General features: G+C 72.4%; 24 protein-coding genes. 19 read left to right on the plus strand and 5 right to left on the minus strand.

The window, feature by feature from the left end; all coding sequences use genetic code 11:
• Nucleotides 1-60 precede the first annotated feature (60 nt).
• Both ACZ4WZ_RS30315 and ACZ4WZ_RS30320 read left to right on the plus strand, forming a co-directional pair.
• Complete coding sequence (locus tag ACZ4WZ_RS30315) at nt 61-234, plus strand: hypothetical protein (protein ID WP_467895570.1); 174 nt, start codon at nt 61-63, stop codon at nt 232-234.
• A complete protein-coding gene (locus ACZ4WZ_RS30320; protein ID WP_467895573.1) occupies nt 227-481 on the plus strand; it encodes a hypothetical protein in 255 nt (84 codons plus the stop codon). The genes ACZ4WZ_RS30315 and ACZ4WZ_RS30320 overlap by 8 nt, the downstream gene beginning before the upstream one ends.
• A gap of 484 nt (nt 482-965) precedes the next feature.
• Here the strand turns inward: ACZ4WZ_RS30320 and ACZ4WZ_RS30325 are convergent, their stop codons facing one another.
• On the minus strand, nt 966-1,988 hold the full coding sequence (locus ACZ4WZ_RS30325; RefSeq protein ID WP_388942551.1) for a LacI family DNA-binding transcriptional regulator: 1,023 nt from the start codon (nt 1,986-1,988) through the stop codon (nt 966-968).
• A gap of 24 nt (nt 1,989-2,012) precedes the next feature.
• Entirely contained in the window at nt 2,013-2,831 is an 819-nt protein-coding gene (locus ACZ4WZ_RS30330; RefSeq protein ID WP_467895576.1) for a response regulator transcription factor, read from the minus strand.
• Between the two features lie 478 nt (nt 2,832-3,309).
• On the opposite strand from ACZ4WZ_RS30330, the gene ACZ4WZ_RS30335 reads away from it, so the two are divergent.
• The 13 genes from ACZ4WZ_RS30335 (at nt 3,310) to ygfZ (ending at nt 12,962) form a co-directional block, all read left to right on the plus strand.
• Nucleotides 3,310-3,564, plus strand: coding sequence for a MoaD/ThiS family protein (locus ACZ4WZ_RS30335; RefSeq protein ID WP_361608620.1), 255 nt, complete (start codon nt 3,310-3,312; stop codon nt 3,562-3,564).
• Nucleotides 3,565-3,574: 10 nt separating this feature from the next.
• Nucleotides 3,575-5,293, plus strand: coding sequence for a hypothetical protein (locus ACZ4WZ_RS30340; protein ID WP_467895580.1), 1,719 nt, complete (start codon nt 3,575-3,577; stop codon nt 5,291-5,293).
• 94 nt (nt 5,294-5,387) lie between these two features.
• Nucleotides 5,388-6,095 carry an LmeA family phospholipid-binding protein gene (locus ACZ4WZ_RS30345; protein ID WP_467895583.1) on the plus strand — a complete coding sequence of 236 codons (708 nt, stop codon included), beginning with the start codon at nt 5,388-5,390 and terminating at the stop codon, nt 6,093-6,095.
• 162 nt (nt 6,096-6,257) lie between these two features.
• Entirely contained in the window at nt 6,258-6,341 is an 84-nt protein-coding gene (locus ACZ4WZ_RS30350; RefSeq protein ID WP_350206375.1) for a putative leader peptide, read from the plus strand.
• Between the two features lie 197 nt (nt 6,342-6,538).
• Nucleotides 6,539-7,384, plus strand: a complete 846-nt coding sequence (locus ACZ4WZ_RS30355; protein ID WP_388942538.1) for a sulfurtransferase — start codon at nt 6,539-6,541, stop codon at nt 7,382-7,384.
• Between the two features lie 64 nt (nt 7,385-7,448).
• The gene (locus tag ACZ4WZ_RS30360; RefSeq protein ID WP_007265476.1) at nt 7,449-7,739 is read left to right on the plus strand and encodes a DUF1416 domain-containing protein; all 291 of its coding nucleotides are present in this window, start codon (nt 7,449-7,451) and stop codon (nt 7,737-7,739) included.
• A 112-nt stretch (nt 7,740-7,851) separates the two neighbouring features.
• Nucleotides 7,852-8,115: a DUF3099 domain-containing protein gene (locus tag ACZ4WZ_RS30365; RefSeq protein ID WP_467895586.1), complete on the plus strand. Its 264-nt coding sequence runs from the start codon at nt 7,852-7,854 to the stop codon at nt 8,113-8,115.
• A 143-nt stretch (nt 8,116-8,258) separates the two neighbouring features.
• A complete protein-coding gene (locus ACZ4WZ_RS30370; RefSeq protein WP_467895589.1) occupies nt 8,259-9,035 on the plus strand; it encodes a hypothetical protein in 777 nt (258 codons plus the stop codon).
• Complete coding sequence (locus ACZ4WZ_RS30375; RefSeq protein WP_467895592.1) at nt 9,032-9,829, plus strand: hypothetical protein; 798 nt, start codon at nt 9,032-9,034, stop codon at nt 9,827-9,829. The genes ACZ4WZ_RS30370 and ACZ4WZ_RS30375 overlap by 4 nt, the downstream gene beginning before the upstream one ends.
• On the plus strand, nt 9,826-10,614 hold the full coding sequence (locus tag ACZ4WZ_RS30380) for a hypothetical protein (protein WP_467895595.1): 789 nt from the start codon (nt 9,826-9,828) through the stop codon (nt 10,612-10,614). The genes ACZ4WZ_RS30375 and ACZ4WZ_RS30380 overlap by 4 nt, the downstream gene beginning before the upstream one ends.
• Before the next feature lie 267 nt (nt 10,615-10,881).
• Nucleotides 10,882-11,454, plus strand: coding sequence for a heme-binding beta-barrel domain-containing protein (locus ACZ4WZ_RS30385; RefSeq protein ID WP_467895598.1), 573 nt, complete (start codon nt 10,882-10,884; stop codon nt 11,452-11,454).
• A 78-nt stretch (nt 11,455-11,532) separates the two neighbouring features.
• Nucleotides 11,533-11,973, plus strand: a complete 441-nt coding sequence (locus tag ACZ4WZ_RS30390; protein ID WP_467895601.1) for a Fur family transcriptional regulator — start codon at nt 11,533-11,535, stop codon at nt 11,971-11,973.
• A gap of 20 nt (nt 11,974-11,993) precedes the next feature.
• Nucleotides 11,994-12,962 carry a CAF17-like 4Fe-4S cluster assembly/insertion protein YgfZ gene (gene ygfZ / locus ACZ4WZ_RS30395; RefSeq protein ID WP_467895604.1) on the plus strand — a complete coding sequence of 323 codons (969 nt, stop codon included), beginning with the start codon at nt 11,994-11,996 and terminating at the stop codon, nt 12,960-12,962.
• A 19-nt stretch (nt 12,963-12,981) separates the two neighbouring features.
• Here the strand turns inward: ygfZ and dtd are convergent, their stop codons facing one another.
• The gene (gene dtd, locus ACZ4WZ_RS30400) at nt 12,982-13,407 is read right to left on the minus strand and encodes a D-aminoacyl-tRNA deacylase (protein ID WP_467895606.1); all 426 of its coding nucleotides are present in this window, start codon (nt 13,405-13,407) and stop codon (nt 12,982-12,984) included.
• 133 nt (nt 13,408-13,540) lie between these two features.
• On the opposite strand from dtd, the gene ACZ4WZ_RS30405 reads away from it, so the two are divergent.
• The 4 genes from ACZ4WZ_RS30405 (at nt 13,541) to ACZ4WZ_RS30420 (ending at nt 17,264) form a co-directional block, all read left to right on the plus strand.
• Nucleotides 13,541-14,146 carry an RsiG family protein gene (locus ACZ4WZ_RS30405; RefSeq protein ID WP_467895609.1) on the plus strand — a complete coding sequence of 202 codons (606 nt, stop codon included), beginning with the start codon at nt 13,541-13,543 and terminating at the stop codon, nt 14,144-14,146.
• A 112-nt stretch (nt 14,147-14,258) separates the two neighbouring features.
• Nucleotides 14,259-15,503, plus strand: a complete 1,245-nt coding sequence (locus tag ACZ4WZ_RS30410) for a GNAT family N-acetyltransferase (protein WP_467895612.1) — start codon at nt 14,259-14,261, stop codon at nt 15,501-15,503.
• A gap of 52 nt (nt 15,504-15,555) precedes the next feature.
• Entirely contained in the window at nt 15,556-16,341 is a 786-nt protein-coding gene (locus tag ACZ4WZ_RS30415; RefSeq protein ID WP_467895615.1) for a putative protein N(5)-glutamine methyltransferase, read from the plus strand.
• Nucleotides 16,338-17,264: a sigma-70 family RNA polymerase sigma factor gene (locus ACZ4WZ_RS30420; RefSeq protein WP_467895618.1), complete on the plus strand. Its 927-nt coding sequence runs from the start codon at nt 16,338-16,340 to the stop codon at nt 17,262-17,264. The genes ACZ4WZ_RS30415 and ACZ4WZ_RS30420 overlap by 4 nt, the downstream gene beginning before the upstream one ends.
• 28 nt (nt 17,265-17,292) lie before the next feature.
• On the opposite strand, the gene ACZ4WZ_RS30425 is transcribed toward ACZ4WZ_RS30420, so the two are convergent.
• Both ACZ4WZ_RS30425 and ACZ4WZ_RS30430 read right to left on the minus strand, forming a co-directional pair.
• Nucleotides 17,293-17,634, minus strand: a complete 342-nt coding sequence (locus tag ACZ4WZ_RS30425) for a DoxX family protein (RefSeq protein ID WP_467895621.1) — start codon at nt 17,632-17,634, stop codon at nt 17,293-17,295.
• Between the two features lie 98 nt (nt 17,635-17,732).
• On the minus strand, nt 17,733-18,638 hold the full coding sequence (locus ACZ4WZ_RS30430) for an NAD(P)-dependent oxidoreductase (protein WP_467895623.1): 906 nt from the start codon (nt 18,636-18,638) through the stop codon (nt 17,733-17,735).
• Nucleotides 18,639-18,705: the final 67 nt, after the last annotated feature.

Here is an 18,705-nt window from a genome sequence, read left to right on the forward strand (position 1 = left end):
CGCCCGGAGCGCCGGCGGAAGTTCGTTCCACCGCCCGTTGACGACGTCAGGGAGTAACCCGTGACCAACCGCATCAAACACAGCTGCACCCACGATGCATCTCGCACCGATACTTCTGACGGCCTCTCGGCGAAGGCGCCCTTCCTGGTCGAGCCCAGCGCCGATCTGCTCGACCGGGCCCGTGCCGGCTGGATGCGTTTCCTCAACAGCTCATCACAGGTGTCCGATGAGTGAGCAATACGAGTACGTCCCCCACCGGCTCCTCCGCCGTCGCGTCCGCGACATCGCCTCCGGCGTCGAGGGCGTGCTGATGGCGGTGATCAACGAGAACGTCTCGGACACCGGTGTCGAGCGCTGGATGGAGCTCGCCTACATCCGCAACGCCTCCGGTCGGGAGTTCACCACGGCCGTGGGCAACGTCGAGCCCGCCTTTGACCAGCCCCGGACGGCCGTCGGACGCCGAGATCAGAGAAGCGCGTAGCGATCTGTCGCGCCCACCCGCTCCCCTCGCTGTCCTGGTCGACATTTGGTGCGGGTATCAGCCCCGGACGGTCGTCGGACGCCATGTCATGAGGAGCGCGTAGCGATCTGGCGCGCTTGGGTGTTCCGCCGGGGATCTGGTCAGCGTGGAGTGGAGGTAGCCGCGCCCCGGCCCGGAAGCGGAGACATGGGGCCCGGATGCCCGGCAGGCCGTGCCCCCCGGTCCCTCGTCTCGTCGCTGAGGGACCCGCCCCTCCCGCTCCTGCCCCGTGACCGTTCCTTCGGGGGCTTCCCGGCAGTCTTTCGGCTTTCCGGGGCGGGTCGGTCGGTCAAGGGTGGCCGAAGGCCATCGCGTAGCGACGCGAACGAAGTGAGCGCCCTTGAGGGACCGGCACGAACCGGAAGGACGATGGGACTGACGGGAAACCCCCGACCCTCCCTGACACCGCCCGAGGGGCTACCGCTCCCCCGACCCCGAGGAGCCGCTACCGGCAGCCGCAGCTGCGGCGGATCACCAGGGCCGACGGGAACTGCTTCAGGCGCTCGCGGCGCGAGCCGGCCACGCGGAGGGCGTCGTCCAGGACGAGGTCCACCGCCGCGCGGGCCATCGCCGGGCGGTCCGAGGCGATCGTCGTCAGCGGCGGGTCCGTGAGGGCCGCCTCCTTGACGTCGTCGAAGCCGGCCACCGCCAGCTGCTCGGGGACGTCGATGCGCAGCTCACGGGCGGCGCGCAGCACCCCGATGGCCTGGTCGTCCGTCGCGCAGAAGATCGCCGTCGGCCGGTCGGGCCGGGCCAGGACCTCCAGGGCGACCCGGTACGCGTCGTAGCGGTTGTACGGGGCCTCGATGAGCCGGCCCTCGACCGACCGCCCGGCCTCCAGCATGGCCCGGCGCCAGCCCTCGACGTGGTCGGCCACCGGGTCGCCGACGGAGGGGGTGTTCTCGATGCCGCCGATGCAGGCGACGTACTCGTGCCCGTGCTCCAGGAGGTGCCGGGTGGCGAGCTGCGCACCGCCGATGTCGTCGGTGACGACCGCGACGTCGTCGATCGCCTCGGGCCGCTCGTGCAGCAGCACCACCCGTGCGTCCCACGCGTCGATCTCCGACGCGGCGCGCTCGCTCATGCCCTGGCTGACCAGGATCAGTCCCGACACCCGCATGCCGAGGAAGGCACGCAGGTAGTGGACCTCGCGCTCGTCCCGGTAGTCGGAGTTCCCGACCAGGACCATCTTTCCGCGCTCGGCCGCGGCCTGCTCGACCGCGTGCGCCATCTCCGCGAAGAACGGCTGGCGGGCGTCGGGGACGATCATGCCTATGAGGTCGGTGCGGCGGGACGCCATCGCCTGCGCGACCCGGTCCGGGCGGTAGCCCAGGTCCTTGATCGCGGCGAGTACACGCTCGCGCGTGGCCGGGGCGACCGGCCGGGGTCCGTTGTTGATGACGTAGCTCACGACGGCGGTAGAAGTACCCGCAAGTCGCGCTACGTCATCCCGCGTCACCTTGGCCACGCGCGGAAGTCTACGCGGGGTGACCTACCTCTGGGCAGGGTGTTTGACCGACGGGATGGTCACAGGAGCTTCCTCCGAACGGGGGACGGCTTCCTCCGTACGCTCCGGGACCTGTGCCGGGGCCTGCTTGGCGGCCGCCTGCGCCGCGGCCTCGGCGGCCGCCCGCTCCACCTTCTCCGGGGTGACGAAGCGGTAGCCGACGTTGCGGACGGTACCGATCAGGGACTCGTGCTCGGGGCCGAGCTTGGCGCGCAGCCGCCGTACGTGGACGTCCACCGTGCGGGTGCCGCCGAAGTAGTCGTAGCCCCACACCTCCTGGAGGAGCTGCGCACGGGTGAAGACCCGGCCCGGGTGCTGGGCGAGGTACTTCAGGAGCTCGAACTCCTTGAAGGTGAGGTCCAGGACCCGCCCCTTCAGCTTCGCGCTGTACGTCGCCTCGTCGACCGAGAGGTCGCCGTTGCGGATCTCCATGGGGGAGTCGTCCGAGCCGAGCTGCTGGCGGCCGGTGGCCAGCCGCAGCCGTGCCTCGACCTCGGCGGGGCCGGCGGTGTCGAGGAGTACGTCGTCGATGCCCCAGTCGGCGGTGACGGCGGCGAGGCCGCCTTCCGTGACGACGAGGATCAGGGGGCAGCCCGGTCCGGTGGACCGCAGCAGCTGGCACAGCGACCGCACCTGCGGCAGGTCGCGGCGGCCGTCGACGAGGATCACGTCCGCGCCGGGGGTGTCCACCAGGGCCGGCCCCTCGGCGGGGGCCACCCTGACGTTGTGCAGCAGCAGGCCGAGTGCGGGCAGCACCTCGGTCGACGGCTGGAGGGCATTGGTCAGCAGGAGGAGAGAGCTCATGCCCGACCACCTGCCCTGGTCCGGCGGCCTTGCTCCTGTTTGCTTCGCTGGTCCATCACGTCGGTTCCTCCTCGGTCCCGTCGAGGACGTGCGTGGTACTGCTTCGTACGTCGTGCCTGGCAGCCGCCGCGGTCCCCGCGCCCTGGGGTCCGGATGGATACCTCTGTTCTCGGTCCGTTCAACGTGCTGAAAGCACAAAAGGACCCGGGGGCTACGTTGCCCGGATCCTCTACGCCGCCAGAATAGCCCACCGGCCCTTTCGGGGCCGAGGGCTGCCGTGCACCGCATTCTGTGGTTCGCGCCACGCCTTCCTCCTGCGTATGCCCTGGTTTCGCCGGATCGAGAGGTCCGCCGACCCGTCCCGCGGCCCCTCCGGGCGCACGGACGGCGCGTGGAGGCACGCCGTGGTGACGGGCCAGAGGGGTCATCATGGAGGCCGACGGTAGAGAGCCGACGGAGCCGACCGATAGGAGCTGCAGTGGCAACCGGAACCATCCGCTACTGGGCGGCGGCGAAAGCCGCCGCCGAGACGGCGGAGGAGCCGTACTCGGCGCACACACTGGCCGAGGCGCTCGACGCCGTGCGGGACCGCCATCCGGGGGAACTCACCCGGGTCCTGCAGCGCTGCTCCTTCCTCGTGAACGACGAGCCCGTGGGCAAGCGCCCGCACGATGCCGTCCTGCTGACCGAGGGGGGCACCGTCGAGGTGCTCCCGCCGTTCGCGGGCGGGTGAGCGGAAACCGATGAGCACTCCCGAAGAACAGCAGCAGCGGCAGCGACAGCAGCGGGCCGCCGAGCAGGACCCGTACGCGACGCAGACCTGGCAGTCCGACACCTGGGAGACCGGCTACCAGCCGGTGCACCCGCCGCTGGGCTCGGTGCCCGGCCAGCCGGCCGCGCAGCCCCAGGCCCCGGACCCGCAGGGGCAGTGGGGGCAGAGCGTCGGCGGCGCCGTGCCGTGGCCGGACGCCACCGGGGGCGGCGCGGCCGCCGCCGCGGAGACGGCGTACCTGCCGCCGGTGCCGGCGCAGCACCAGCCCCAGCCGCCCCAGCAGCAGCACCAGCCGCCCCAGCAGCAGCCCGCCGTGCCCGAGGGCTGGTTCCGCGACGAGCAGCAGCAGGCTCCCGCGCAGGGCGGCTGGCCCGCCGACGCCGCCGCGCAGACGGCGTACCTGCCGCCCGTGCCGGCGCAGCACCAGCCCCAGCAGCAGCCCGCCGTCCCCGACGGGTGGTTCCGGGACGAGCCGCAGCAGCAGCCGCAGGCGCCGGCCGCGCCCTGGTCCGACGGATCGGGCTCCGCCGCCGCGGCGGAGACGGCGTACCTCCCGCCGGTGCGCGAGTCCGCCGGTGCGGCCGAGCAGACGGCGTACCTCCCGCCGGTGCGCGAGTCCGCCGGTGCCGCCGAACAGACCGCGTACCTCCCGCCGGTGCCGGCGCAGGGTGCCGTGCCCGACGGCTGGTTCCGGGACGAGCCCCAGGCCGCCCCCGCCCCCGCCCCCGCCGCCGAGCAGACCGCGTACCTCCCGCCGGTGCGGGAGCAGGGCGCCGCGTCCGGTGCCTGGCCCGCCGGGGCCTTCTCCGACGCCGCCGCCGCGCAGACGGCGTACCTGCCGCCCGTGCCGGCGGAGCCGGAGCCGGAGCGACAGCCGCAGCCCGGTCCGTCCGCCGAGTACTCGCCGCCGACCCTCGGCGGCAACACCCTGCGCGCCGTCGACCCCGCCCAGGCCCGCGCCGAGGGCCGGTCGCCGATCATCGACCCGGGGCCGCAGTCGGCCATACTGACCGCCGCCCTGGGGCTCCTGATGGCCGGTGCCGCGGCGCTCGGCCAGTGGGCGCTGCTCGTCCCGCTGATCGCCCTCCAGGGGCTCACCGCGGCCGGGTGGTTCCGCCTCAACGGCATGTGGCCGGCCCGTCAGGGCATCGTCCTGGCCTTCGCGGGAGCCCTCGTCGCCGACGGCGCGGTGCTCGCGGTGGACCGTACGTACGGCCCCGGCGCGATCATCGGCACCCTCGGGGCCTGGGTGCTGCTGACGCTGGTGCTCCAGCTGCGCAGCCAGGCGGACCCCGACGAGCGGATGTACGGGCTGATGGCGTCGGTGGCCTCCGCCGCGCTGGCCATCGTGTGCGCGGGCTTCCTCGCGGCGGACCGGGAGCCGGTGACCACCGGTGCCGTCGCCGTCGCGGTCGCGGTGTTCGCGCGGGCCCTGCCGCTGCCCACCGCGCCGTCCGTCGGCGTGTCGCTGGCGGCGGCGGCCGGTGCGGGCATCGCGGTCGGCGGGCTGACCGGGCTCGGCGCCGGCGGGGCGCTGGTGGGTCTCGCGGCCGGGGTGTGCGCCCTGATCGGGCTGCGCGTGGCCGCGTACGACTACCCGTCCAAGTTCGTCCACATGACGGCCGGTGTCGCGTTGCCGCTGGCCGCGGCGGCTCCGGCCGTGTACCTCATGGGCCGGGTCGTCGGCTGACGCCGGGGCCGGGGGAGCCCCGCCGCTGATCCCGCCCTCACGGCCGGTCATGGTCCACTAGAACGCACGTACCGACTAGCAGGGGGAGGGACACGTGCGTTTCCTACGTGTCGTGGTGATCATCGGCGTGGTGCTGGGAGGGCTGTTCGTGGGCGTCGACCGCTGGGCGGTCGGCTATGCCGAGGACCGGCTGGCCGACCGCGTCCAGTCCCACCAGGGCCTCGCGGGAAGCGCCGAGGTGGAGATCCACGGCTTCCCCTTCCTGACCCAGGCGCTCAGCCGCGACCTGGACCAGGTCGACCTGAAGGTGGCGGGCGTGGACGTCACCGCCGACGGCCGCAAGACGCGGCTCTCGGAGCTCAAGGCCTCGTTCCACGAGGTGAAGCTGAACGACAGCTACAGCGGCGGCACCGCCGCGCGGGCCGAGGGCACGGCCCTGATCTCGTACGAGGACCTCACCAAGGCCTCCCAGAACGGTGTGGTCCTCACCTACGGCGGGGCGCCGAACAAGGTGAAGGTCACCGCGACCGTGGACTTCCTCGGCAGGGCGGTCACCCGCAGCGTGGTGTCGACCGTCGCCCTGGTGGACTCCGGCAACTCCAAGGTCGTCCGGGTGCGCGCGGACTCCGTGCCGGGTGAAGGGATCCCGGGGATCGAGAGCGCCGTGCGCAAGCGGACCGACTTCGACCGCCGCATCGACGACGGGCTGCCGGCCGGGCTCAAGCTCGCGTCGCTGACCTCGGACGAGTCCGGCGTCCACCTCACGCTGAGCGGATCGGACGTGTCCCTGGCCGGATCGTGAGACGGCGCGGTCCGATCCGCAGGAGGACGGGCCGCACGAACAGCCCCGGAAGGCCGTGGGACGGCCGTCCGGGGCTTTCTCATCCCGTCATGCGGACGATCCTGTCTCGGTATATGACACGCCGGTGACAGGGCGGCCCGTTCGTCCCTACGATCCATGGCTATGAAGCATCAGCAGGCGGACCTCACGAAGCGGCGGGCAGTAGACCTGTGTCGCGTCGCCGCCATGCTCTGTCGCTCCATGTGAGGTGTGAGCCTTCCGCTCCGCCGGCCGGACCGACGGCCCTCATCCCGCGTGACCGCACCGCCGCGCACCAGCCTCCCGTCCCCTGACGCCTCCCCGCGCAGGGCCGGAGAGCCGCATTCGGAACGCCACGCACCAGCACCGCCCGCTCGCAGCAGCCCCAGCACAGCCCCGCCGCAACTGCCCCGGAGGAGAACACCATGAGCCGCAGCGACGTCCTCGTAGACGCCGACTGGGTCGAGGCCCACCTGAACGACGCCAACGTCGTGATCGTCGAGGTGGACGAGGACACGTCCGCGTACGACAAGAACCACATCACCAACGCCGTCCGGATCGACTGGAAGCAGGACCTCCAGGACCCGGTCCGCCGCGACTTCGTGGACCAGGAGGGCTTCGAGAAGCTCCTCTCCGCCAAGGGCATCTCCAACGACGACACCGTCGTCCTCTACGGCGGCAACAACAACTGGTTCGCGTCCTACGCCTACTGGTACTTCAAGCTCTACGGCCACCAGGACGTCCGCCTCCTCGACGGCGGCCGCAAGAAGTGGGAGCTCGACTCCCGCGACCTGGTCGACGGCAAGGACGTCCCGAACCGCCCGGCCACCCAGTACAAGGCCAAGCCGCAGGACACCTCCATCCGCGCCTTCCGCGACGACGTCGTGGCCGCGATCGGCTCCCTGAACCTGGTCGACGTCCGCTCGCCCGACGAGTTCTCCGGCAAGCTGCTCGCCCCGGCGCACCTCCCGCAGGAGCAGTCGCAGCGCCCCGGCCACGTGCCGAGCGCCCGCAACATCCCGTGGTCGAAGAACGCCAACGACGACGGCACCTTCAAGTCCGACGAGGAGCTGACCGCCCTCTACCAGGCCGAGCAGGTGGACCTGGCGAAGGACACCATCGCCTACTGCCGCATCGGTGAGCGCTCCGCGCTCACGTGGTTCGTGCTGCACGAGCTCCTGGGCCAGGAGAACGTCAAGAACTACGACGGCTCCTGGACCGAGTACGGCTCGCTCGTCGGCGTGCCGATCGAGCTCGGCCCCAACAAGTAATCCGGCCGGGCACGCGACGCCCGTCCCCGTAGCAGCAGAACTTCTCCAGGACAGGACAGAGAACATGTGTGGAGCACAGATCGGCGGGCCCGACCTCGCGACGCTGAAGCCCGGTGAGACCGCGATCCAGGGCCAGGTGACCAAGGACGGTGAGCCCATCAGCGGCTACGTCCGCCTGCTGGACTCGACCGGCGAGTTCACCGCCGAGGTCCCCACCTCCGCGACCGGTCAGTTCCGCTTCTACGCGGCCACGGGCTCCTGGACGCTGCGGGCGCTCGTCCCGGGCGCCCAGGCCGACCGCGCCGTCGTGGTCGCCGAGGCCGGCGGCGTGACGGACGTCGCCATCGCGGTCTGATAACCCGGACCGACAGCCGAACCGGCCGAAGGGCCGCACCCCAGGGGGTTGGACGCCACTGGAACGGGGTGCGGCCCTTCGCGCCGTCCGCGTCCGGGCCTACGCTGGAAGCATGTACGCGCGGCGCCGGCGGGCCTATTTCCTGCTGATGGGCGGATGCCTGTTCCTCTTCGTCTCCGCCTGGTCCTTCGTACGCCTGTTCTCGGTCGAGGCGGCGGTCGCGCTGTGCGTGGTCGCCATGGTCATTCCGCCGGTCGCGGCGATGGTGGCGAACCGGCGCGGGCCGGACGACCGCTGGTGGGACGACCCGTCGGGCGATCCGAAGTCGGACGAGTGGTGGGACGAACTGGACGGGAAGCGGCGCCCGCGCGACTGAATCGCTCCTATATAAGAACGTAATAAGGGTGCGTACAACGGGTTCCCGCACCAGGGTGTCTTGGATGTGCGCGGGCGAACGATCCCGCGTCTCCAGTCCTGTGGGGGGACCCCATTTTGGAAATCGAAAACCGGGATCCGGGCATGCCGGAAATCAAGCCGGTTGACGCGGTCATTCCGCCCGTGCCCGTTCCGCCCGGTTCCGCCCGGCGCCGCCGCGGGCGTACGACGCCCCTGATCGCCGCGGCCCTGGCGCTGGGCGCGGCCGTCGGCACCGTCACCGGCTACGCGGTCCAGTACCACCGCCCGCCCACGCCCCTGCCGCCCCTGGCACAGCAGAAGCTGGACTCCCCGAAGCCGCTGGCGCCGGACGACGCGACGACGGCCAAGACGATCAACGCCAACCGCTGGCACAAGACCGACGACGACCTCACGAAGCTCCTGATCGAGGCACCGGCCGGGGCGAAGGTCGAGGAGAGCGGTTATGCCGGCCTCGACTCCTTTGTGACACGTTTCGAGAGTCCGGATTCCGTCCTGCGCAGTTTCGCGAAGGACGGGATCCGCCGCGTCGCGACGACCCTCTGGACGACGGACGACGTCCTGGTCGAGGTCCGGCTGGTGCAGTTCCGCGACTTCTCCGGCGCGAACGGTTATCAGAAGAGGCAAGCCGGCTACATGGACGACAAGGAGTACGCGGGCAACGCCGGCGTGGCGATTCCCGGCGTCCCCGCAGAGCTCGGGCACGTCTGGGTGGCATCGGAAGCCCGTGAGGAGCCCGGCTACCTCCCCACCCGCGAGGGCCGGGCCCTCGTCCGCCGCGGCGACATCGTCCTCGATCTCTACTACGTCGACACGCGCGGCCGCCGGTTCGCCGAGAGCGATGTCATCGACCTGGCCAAGCGACAGCTGGAGCGACTGTGACCGAGCCGCAGACCGAAACGCCCCCGGCTTCCGAGGCGGTGCGCACGGTGCGCCGCAGGAAGACGGCTGCCCTCGTCGCGGCTCCCGTTGCCGCCGTCCTCGTCGGCGGAGGGATCTGGGCGTCCTCCGCCCTCGCGGCCGCCGACCGGACCGCGCCGACCGCCTACTGGGTCGAAGCCGGCGGGAAGCCGCCCGAGGCCAAGAAGCCCGAACCGGTACCGGCCAACGCCCTCTCGGGCAGGCTGCTCCCGGTCCCGTCCGGGTTCGTCCTCGGGCCCGACCTCGCGGGCGACGGGAACGACTACTACCTCTCCGGGGAGAAGGCCGTCGAGGGCCTCAAGGAGGCCCGCAAAGGTCTGTCCAGCTCGGAGCGGAAGAAGCGTGACGACCTGCTGGCCGATCTCAGGCTCAAGGGCCTCGCGGGACGGAGCTACGTCGGCAACACCGGCAGTCCGGTGGTCGAGATCCGCCTCATGCAGGCCGACCCGCAGGCCGTGGGCAAGTTCTCCGAGGTTGCCAAGAAGCTTCTCGACTACCCCGGTGGTGAAGGCGACGCACCGAAGGTGGACGGCTTCCCGGACGCCAAGTGCTCCGGGCTGCCGGTGGGCGAGGGGAAGCGGCCGGGCAACTCCCTCTACTGCGTGGCCGTCCAGGGTGATGTGCTGGTGAACTTCCGCGCCTACGGGTCCACGTTCTCCGTCGACGGAATCGGCACCGAGTTCTCCTGGTCCGAAGCCACCGGGTTCCTCAAGAACCAGCTGTCCCACCTGAAGTCCCCCGGGGAGTCCGCGTGACCGAGCAGAACATCCCCGCCGCCCCCCACGACCGCCGCACCCTGCGCGCCGTGCTGCGCTGGACCGCCGCCGTCCTCGTCTTCGGCGCCGCCGGCGCGGGGACCGCGTACGGGATCACCCAGGCCGAGCGCACCGACGTCCCCGGACTGTCCACCCGGGACGACGGGCGCTGGACCTACCCGGCCCTGGTCAAGCCCAGCCTGCCCCCCGGCGCGGCGCTGCCCTTCGCCGTCGACAACAAGGACGGCATCCACTTCGCCGGCCTCACCCAGCTGCTCCTCCCGGCCCCGCTCGGATCCACCCCGGACACCGGCCTGAAGCTGGAGAAGGACTCGGCGGTGAGCGTGGACACCTTCCTGGAGGAGTACGAGGGGTCCGCGCGCGAAAAGATGAAGCAGGGGTTCACCGACAACGGGCTGCGCCAGATCGCGGGCCGCGGCTGGACCACCCCGGACGGCACCCGCACCCGCATCTACCTGCTGCGTTTCCACGCATCCGGGTTGGCGGACACCTTCACCGGCTGCGGCCCCGACATGAACCTGAACGGCGTCAACCGCATCCAGACCGACGACGCCTGGGGCAGGGCCCGCGTCGCCCAGGGAGCCCCCGACCCCACCGGCGTCACCGTCCTGGAGGAACCCGCTCCGTCCGGCGACGAACAGATCAGGGTCGGGTGCGTCCAATCGGGCGACATCCAGGCCGTGATCCTCCAGACCCGCAAGGGCGCGGCCGGAGCCATCCCGCTCCACCAGGCCGTGATCCTTCAGCAGCAGCTGCTGAGCTGAACCGGAGGAGGCCGGTACGGCCCACCTCACAGCGTGCGCCGGTCCCCGGGCCAGTAGGCTTGGGGACCGGCCCGTCCACCCGCACCGAAACCTCCGAGGAGCACCCCGTGCTTGAGGCAGTCTTCACCTCCCTGCTGGTCCTGGTCTGCGTCGGCGTACTCGCCTTCACCGCCCTGGCCGTCAAGAAGCTGTACCAGGGTCAGCGCTGAGCGTCCGCCCAGCCGACCGCCCCGGAACCCCTCCCACAGATCGCCTGAGCAGCCAAACATGATCCAGATCCCCTCCGACCTGAACCCGGGCCTCGTCCCCCTCGCCTTCCTCCTCGGCAACTGGGAAGGCGCGGGCGTCTTCGACTTCCCCGGTGAGGAGAAGTGCAACTTCGGCCAGGAAGTCGTCTTCAGCCACGACGGCCGGGACTTCCTGGAGTACACCTCCCACACCTGGGTGCTCGACAGCGAGGGCAACAAGGTGCGCCCGCTGGAGTCCGAGTCGGGCTACTGGCGCATCGACAAGGACCGCAAGGTCGAGATCGTCATGGTGCGCGACCAGGGTGTCGTCGAGGTCTGGTACGGCGAGCTCGCCGACCAGAAGCCCCAGATCGACCTGGTCACCGACGCGGTGGCGCGTACGGCCGCGTCCGGCCCGTACAGCGGCGGCAAGCGCCTCTACGGCTACGTGAAGAGCGACCTCATGTGGGTCGGCGAGAAGGCCACCCCCGACGTCGAGCTGCGCCCCTACATGTCGGCCCAGCTCAAGAAGGTCGTCACCCCGGAGGAGATCGCCGACATGGCGCGCAACCTCCCGGAGCTCCCCGAGGACGGCATCGCCTTCTTCCGCTGAGCAGCGCACCCGGCACGGGCAGAGGCTGAGGGGACCGCGGGCTGACCGCGGTCCCCTTTCCGCGCTTACACTGGCCGGGTGGTGACCACCGACTGGAAGAGCGATCTGCGGCAGCGCGGCTACCGGCTGACGCCGCAGCGCCAGCTCGTGCTCGAGGCGGTCGACGCCCTGGAGCACGCCAGCCCCGACGAGATCCTCGTGGAGGTGCGCAAGACCGCCTCCGGGGTGAACATCTCCACCGTCTACCGGACCCTGGAGCTCCTGGAGGAGCTCGGACTGGTCTCCCACGCCCACCTCGGGCACGGGGCCCCCACCTACCACCTCGCCGACCGGCACCACCACATCCACCTCGTCTGCCGCGAATGCACCGGCGTCATCGAGGCCGACGTGGACATCGCCGACGAGTTCACCGCGAAGCTGCGCGCCACCTTCGGGTTCGAGACCGACATGAAGCACTTCGCGATCTTCGGGCTCTGCAAGAAGTGCGCGGCGGCCGGGCGCCAGGCGGGCACCGCGTAGCGGGGTCGTAGGCTGGGGGCATGACCAGCAGCCCCTTGCTCCATCTCCCCGGCGCCGTAGCGGCCGAAGGCATCGACGAGGGCGTCGCCGCCCACTACGGAGAGCTCTACGGCGAACAGCGCTCCCTCGCCGACGGCCGCGGCTTCGTCGACCTCTCCCACCGCGGGGTCGTCACCGTCACCGGAGCGGACCGGCTGAGCTGGCTGCACCTGCTGCTCACCCAGCACATGAGCGACCTGCCCGCCGGACAGGCCACCGAGGCGCTGATCCTCTCCGCCCACGGGCACATCGAGCACGCGCTCTACCTCGTCGACGACGGGGAGACCGTCTGGGCGCACGTGGAGCCCGGCACCCGGGAGGCGCTCCTCGGCTACCTGGAGTCGATGAAGTTCTTCTACCGCGTCGAGGTCGCCGACCGCACCGACGACTTCGCCGTCGTCCACCTCCCGGCCGGCTCGATCGCCGAGGTCGCCAAGGAGCACGTCGTACGCGAGACCGCGCACGGCCGCGACGTCTTCCTGCCCCGTGCCGAGCTGGAGGCCTTCGCCGCCGCCCACGGCCCCGCCGCCGGACTCCTCGCCTACGAGGCCCTGCGCGTCGAGGCCCATCGGCCGCGCGTCGGCCTGGAGACCGACCACCGCACCATCCCGCACGAGCTGGGCTGGATCGGCACCGCCGTGCACCTGCAGAAGGGCTGCTACCGGGGCCAGGAGACGGTCGCCCGCGTCCACAACCTGGGCAAGCCCCCGCGCCGCCTGGTCTTCCTGCACCTGGACGGCTCCGAGGTGCTGCTCCCGGCGCACGGGACGCCCGTACGGCTCGCCTCGGACGGGGAGGACGGTCGTCAGCTCGGCTTCGTCACCACCGCCGTGCGCCACCACGAGCTCGGCCCTATCGCGCTCGCGCTGGTCAAGCGGAACGTCCCGGTCGACGCCCCGCTGCTGGCCGGGAACACGGCCGCCGCGCAGGAGGTCGTCGTAGCCCCGTAAGGGCGGGAGGCCGTGCCGCTCAGATGTCGATGACGAGGGTGAACGGGCCGTGGTTCGTCAGCGAGACCCGCATGTCCGCGCCGAACCGGCCCGTCGCCACCGTCGCGCCCAGCGCCCGCAGCCGCGCCACGACCTCGTCGACCAGCGGCTCCGCCACCGGCCCGGGCGCGGCCGCGTTCCACGTGGGGCGACGGCCCTTGCGCGCGTCCCCGTACAGCGTGAACTGGGAGATCACCAGCATCGGCGCGTCCACGTCGCTGCAGGACTTCTCCCCCTCCAGGATCCGTACGGACCAGAGCTTGCGCGCCAGCAGCTCCGCCTTCTCCGGAGTGTCGTCGTGGGTCACCCCCACCAGCACGCACACGCCCTCGCCGACGATCTCGCCGACCGTCTCGCCGGCCACGACGACGCTCGCGCCGTCCACCCTCTGCACCACAGCTCGCATACCACCTGTGTACCAGCTGTGCACCCGTCCGGGGCCGATCGGGTGGACGGGGACTGCGTCCACACCACGGAGAGTGGCACCATGCACGCAGGCGGTGCCCCCAGCACCGGTCGAGGGGACGGATACGAACGTCATGAACACTTCTGGTACCTCCGCACCTGCACCCGAGTCACCCGTGTCACCCGTGTCACCCGCTCAGGCATCCGCCGCGGGTCCCACCGGGTGGCCTCCCGCGCAGCGCACCGGCGAGCCGCTGGGGCCGACCACCCCCGCCACCGCCCTCGGGCTGCCCGAGCTGCGCGCGCTGCGGCGCGACGCGCAGCGCGACGAGGCCGACCTGAGCTACGTGCGCAGACTCCTACAGGGCCGCATCGACATCCTGCGCGCCGAGCTCGCCCGCCGTACGGACCCCGAGGCGCCGGTGGTGGACCGGCTCTCGGAGATCCTCGCCGACGCCCCTTCCAGCCGCAGTGCCTCCGCCCGGCACGTCACCCTCGGCACCCCGCACAGCGAGGAGTACCGGCTGCTGGCGGCGGAGATGCTGTCCGACGTGGAGCTCTCCGACCTGGAGGCGCGCACCGACGGCGAGCTGCACGACGCGATGGGCCGGCTGGTCCGCTACGAGCAGCAGGTCTCGCGGCGCCGGCAGCAGCTGCAGCGGATGGCGGACGACTCCAGCGCGGAGATCACCCGCCGCTACCGCGAGGGCGAGGCGCAGGTGGACGACCTGCTGGCGTAGCCGGAGGGCGCGGGCGCCAGGGAGGTGTGCTCGGGGCGCGGCTGCGGGCGCGGCTCGGGGCCGGCGAAATTCGGGCGACCCGGCCGGTACCCGGCGGTTAGCGTGGCCGGTCATGAGCGCTGACGTGCGGCCGATCGCCGCATCCGAACTCCCCGCCTGGCTCACCACGTTGAACACGGGCTTCCTGACTCCGGGCACCCCCACGGAATCCGATGTGGCCCAGCGCGCCGCGCACAGCGACCTGGCGCGCGTGCAGGGGGCCTTCGACAAGGAGACCGGGCGGTGCGTCGCCACCTTCCGCTCCTTCGCCCAGGAACTGACCGTGCCCGGCGGTGCCGCCGTCGGGTGCAGCGCGGTCTCGAACGTGGCCGTCCTGCCCACCCACCGCCGCCAGGGCCTGCTGACCCGCATGATGGAGGCCGAGCTGGCCGCCTCCCACGCGCGGGGCGACGTGCTGTCCACGCTGATCGCCGCCGAGTACCCGATCTACGGGCGCTACGGGTACGGCGCCGCGACCGTCCACGCCGAATGGGAGGTCGACGTGTTGCGCACCGGCCTGGACCGCAGCCGTCCGGCGCCGGTCGACGGCGGCCGGATGGACCTGGTCGACGCCGCCGAGGTACGGCGCGTGGGCCCCGCCCTGCACGAGCGCCTGCGGGCCTTCCGCCACGGCCTCGTCGACCGCGACGAGCGCTGGTGGAGCCTGGCGACCGGCCTGGAGCAGATGTCGCAGCGTCCGTACCGGGAGAAGATGTTCGCGGTGTACCGGGACGCGGACGGCGAGGTGGCGGGGCTCGCCGCGTACCAGGCCGACGACCACTGGACCGATGCCAAGACCCCGCTGAACACCGTCCAGGTGCGGGACTTCCTCGCGCTCACCCCGCAGGCCGAGCGGGCGCTGTGGCACTTCCTGTGCTCCATCGACTGGGTGCTGAAGGTCCGCAGCGGCAACCGCGCCCCCGACGACCTGCTGCCGGAGCTGCTGCCCGACGCGCGTGCGGCCCGGCCGGTGTCGGCCGCCGACTTCCTGTGGGTGCGGGTGCTGGACGTCGTACGGGCGCTGGGCGCGCGGACGTACGCCGTGCCCGGGGTGCTCGTCCTGGACGTCGAGGATCCCACCGGTCCGGCGGGCGGCCGCTACCGGCTGGACGCGGGCGCCGGCACGTGCACCCGTACCGGGGAGCCGGCCGGCCTGCGGCTCGACGTGTCCGCGCTGGGCTCCCTCTACCTGGGCGACGCGTCGGCGGTGCGGCTGGCCGCGCTGGGCCGGGTCGTGGAGCAGCGGCCGGGCGCGGTCGCGCTCGCCGACGCGGTCTTCCGGACCGCCCGCCGGCCGTGGTGCCCGGACGTCTTCTGAGGCCTATCGTCACCACCGGCCCCGGATCCGGTGCCGTGCGGAAACTAGAGGATTGAGCTACGTGACATCGATCGTGGAACGGCTGCGCGCCGCGGGCTGCGTCTTCGCGGAGGAGGAGGCCGGCCTGCTGGCCGCCGCGGCCTCCGACGAGGTCCACCTGGCGGGCATGGTGGCCCGCCGGGTGGACGGCGAACCCCTGGAGCACGTCGTCGGCTGGGCGGAGTTCTGCGGGCTGCGCGTGGAAGTGGGCGCGGGGGCCTTCGTACCGCGCAGGCGTACGGAGTTCCTGGTGCAGGAGGCGGTGGAGCTGGCCCGGCCCGGTGCGGTCGTGCTGGACCTGTGCTGCGGGGTCGGTGCCCTCGGCGCGGCGGTGGCGGCCCAGGTCCCGGGCGGGGTCGAGCTGCACGCGGCCGACATCGACCCGGCGGCGCTGGCGTACGCGCGGCGCAACGTGGCCCCGTACGGGGGCTCGGTGTGGGAGGGCGACCTGTACGGGGCGCTCCCGGCGGAGCTGCGGGGGCGGGTGGACGTGCTGGTGGTCAACGCCCCGTACGTGCCGACGGGGGAGATCGGGCTGATGCCGCCCGAGGCCCGCGACCACGAGCCGCTCGTCTCCCTCGACGGGGGTTCGGACGGCCTGGACGTCCACCGCCGGGTCGCGGCGGAGGCGTCGCGGTGGCTCGCGCCGGGCGGACACCTCCTGATCGAGACGAGCGTCCGGCAGGCCCCGCTGACGGCGTCCGCGCTGACCGGGGGCGGCCTGGAGGTGCGGGCGGTCACGTCGGAGGAGCTGTACGCGACCGTCGTCATCGGCCGCGCGCCGGCTCCGGCGGCATGAGCGGGGGAGGCGACGTGGATGTGGATGTGGACGAGGGCGGCGGAGCTTTCCTGGCGGAGCGCTTCGAGGAGCACCGCGGGCGTCTGCGGGCGGTCTCCTACCGGCTGCTCGGCTCGCTCAGCGAGGCCGACGACGCCGTCCAGGAGGCGTGGCTGCGGCTGGACCGCACCGGCGCGGGCGAGATCGAGAACCTCGGCGGCTGGCTGACGACCGTGGTGTCGCGGATCTGCCTCAACCTGCTGCGCTCCCGCGAGCAGCGGCGCGAGGATCCGGTGGAGCGGCTGGAGACCCGCGTCCCGGACCCGCTCATCGACTTCGGGCGGCGGATCGACCCCGAGCAGGAGGTGCTGCTCGCCGATTCGGTCGGGCTGGCGCTGATGGTGGTGATGGAGTCGCTGGCTCCGGCGGAACGACTGGCCTTCGTCCTGCACGACATGTTCGCGGTGCCGTTCGAGGAGATCGCCCCGCTGGCCGAGAAGTCCGCCGCGGCGACCCGGCAGCTCGCCAGCCGCGCCCGCCGCAAGGTGCGCGACCGGGCCCCCGCTCCCGACGCGGACCTCGCCCGCCAGCGGGAGGCGGTGGACGCGTTCTTCGCGGCCGCGCGGGAAGGGGACTTCGAGGCGCTGGTCGCGGTGCTCGACCCGGACGTGGTGCTGCGTTCCGACGGAGGCGCGGGCAGTCCGCTCAGCGTCGTGCTCACCGGTGCGCGGACGGTGGCCGGCCAGGCGGTCACGTACAGCGTCCTCATCCCGTTCGTGCGCCCGGCACTTGTCAACGGCGCCGCCGGTGTCGTGGTGACGCGGGAGGACCGGGCGGTGTCGGTGATGGCCTTCACCGTCGTGGGCGGGCGGATCGTCGCGATCGACGTACTGTCCGATCCGGAGCGGCTGGGGCGGCTGGAGCTGTCGGCCCCGGAGGGCTGAGCCAGGGGCCGCCGTCCCCGCTCCGGTCTCATACGGCCAGGACGAGGGCGGCGGCCATCGGGGAGGCGTAGACCACCGGGAAGACGACGTGGGCGTAGTCGCGGGCCCGGAGGGTCGTGATGACAGCGCCGATGAAGTAGAGCACCAGGCCGATGCCGGCGGCGATCCCGACGGCCGGGACGGCGAATCCCGCGAGGAGGCCGACGGCGCCGGCGACCTTGGCGGCGGCGAGCCGGTTCCACCAGCCGCGCGGGACGCCGTACTGGACGAGGGGTTCGACGGTGTACTTGGAGCGGGCGAAGAGCGAGGCGCCCGAGTATCCGGCCATGACGGCGGCGATGACGGTGACGACGGTGGCGGTGGTGGACATCAGGGGCTCCTTCGGGAGGTCTCGCTTGCTTCGACACCCCTTTGACCCGCCGCCCCGCGCCGGTGTGACAGTCCGCCGGGATTATTTTCTGCCGGACCTCACGCCCGGGCCGGCACGGCCGTCCTGCCGAGGAGTTCCGCGACGCGGATGAACCCGTCGCCGCCGTGGCCGTGGCCGATGGCCCGGCGGGCCAGGCCCTCGGTGGCCCGCATCAGGCCCGCCTCGATGCCGTGCGCCTCGGAGGTGTGGATGATGTGCGCCATGGACGAGGCCGCCGAGGTCAGCGGGTTGAGCTCGCCGGAGTAGCCGCCGCTGTCCACGTCCGCGGCGAACTCCGCGAAGAGCGGCGGCAGGATCGCGCCGATGCCCTGGGCGAACGGGGCCAGTTCCCCGGCGCTCACGCCCTCGGCCTTCGCCACCGCCAGGGCGTGGGCGTAGCCCGCCATCGCCGTCCAGAAGATGTCGAGCAGGGCGATGTCGTACGCCGCCGCCCGCCCGATGTCCTCCCCGAGGTGGGTGTGGGTCCCGCCGAGGGCTTCCAGCACCGGCCGGTGCTCGCGGTAGAGGTCCTCGGGGCCGCTGTGGATGAACACCGCGTCCGGGGTGCCGATGGTCGTGGCCGGGGTCATGATCGCGCCGTCGAGGTAGCGGATGCCGTGCGCGGCCGCCCAGGCGCCGGTCTCGCGGGCGCGGTCCGGGGTGTCGGCGGTCAGGTTGACGACGGTGCGCCCCTTGAGCGCGGCGGTGACGTCGTCGGGCCGCAGGACGGCGTCGGCGGCCTCGTAGTTGACCACGCAGACCACGGTGAGCTCGCTCGCGGCGACCGCCTCCCCGGCGGACCGGGCGGTGGTCGCACCCCGCGCGACGAGGTCCCGGTCACGGCCGGGGGTGCGGTTCCAGACGGTGGTGCGCAGACCGGCCTCCAGGAAGGCGCCCGCGAGGGCCCGGCCCATCGGGCCGAGGCCCAGTACGGTGACGGTGGGCTGGTGGGTGGACGAAGACATGGCTCAACTCCCGTGAAAACATGAGTGGTACGCGTAGAAAAGAGCGTGCTGAGGACGTGCGGGACAG

Source organism: Streptomyces sp. NPDC029122, from assembly GCF_055569445.1.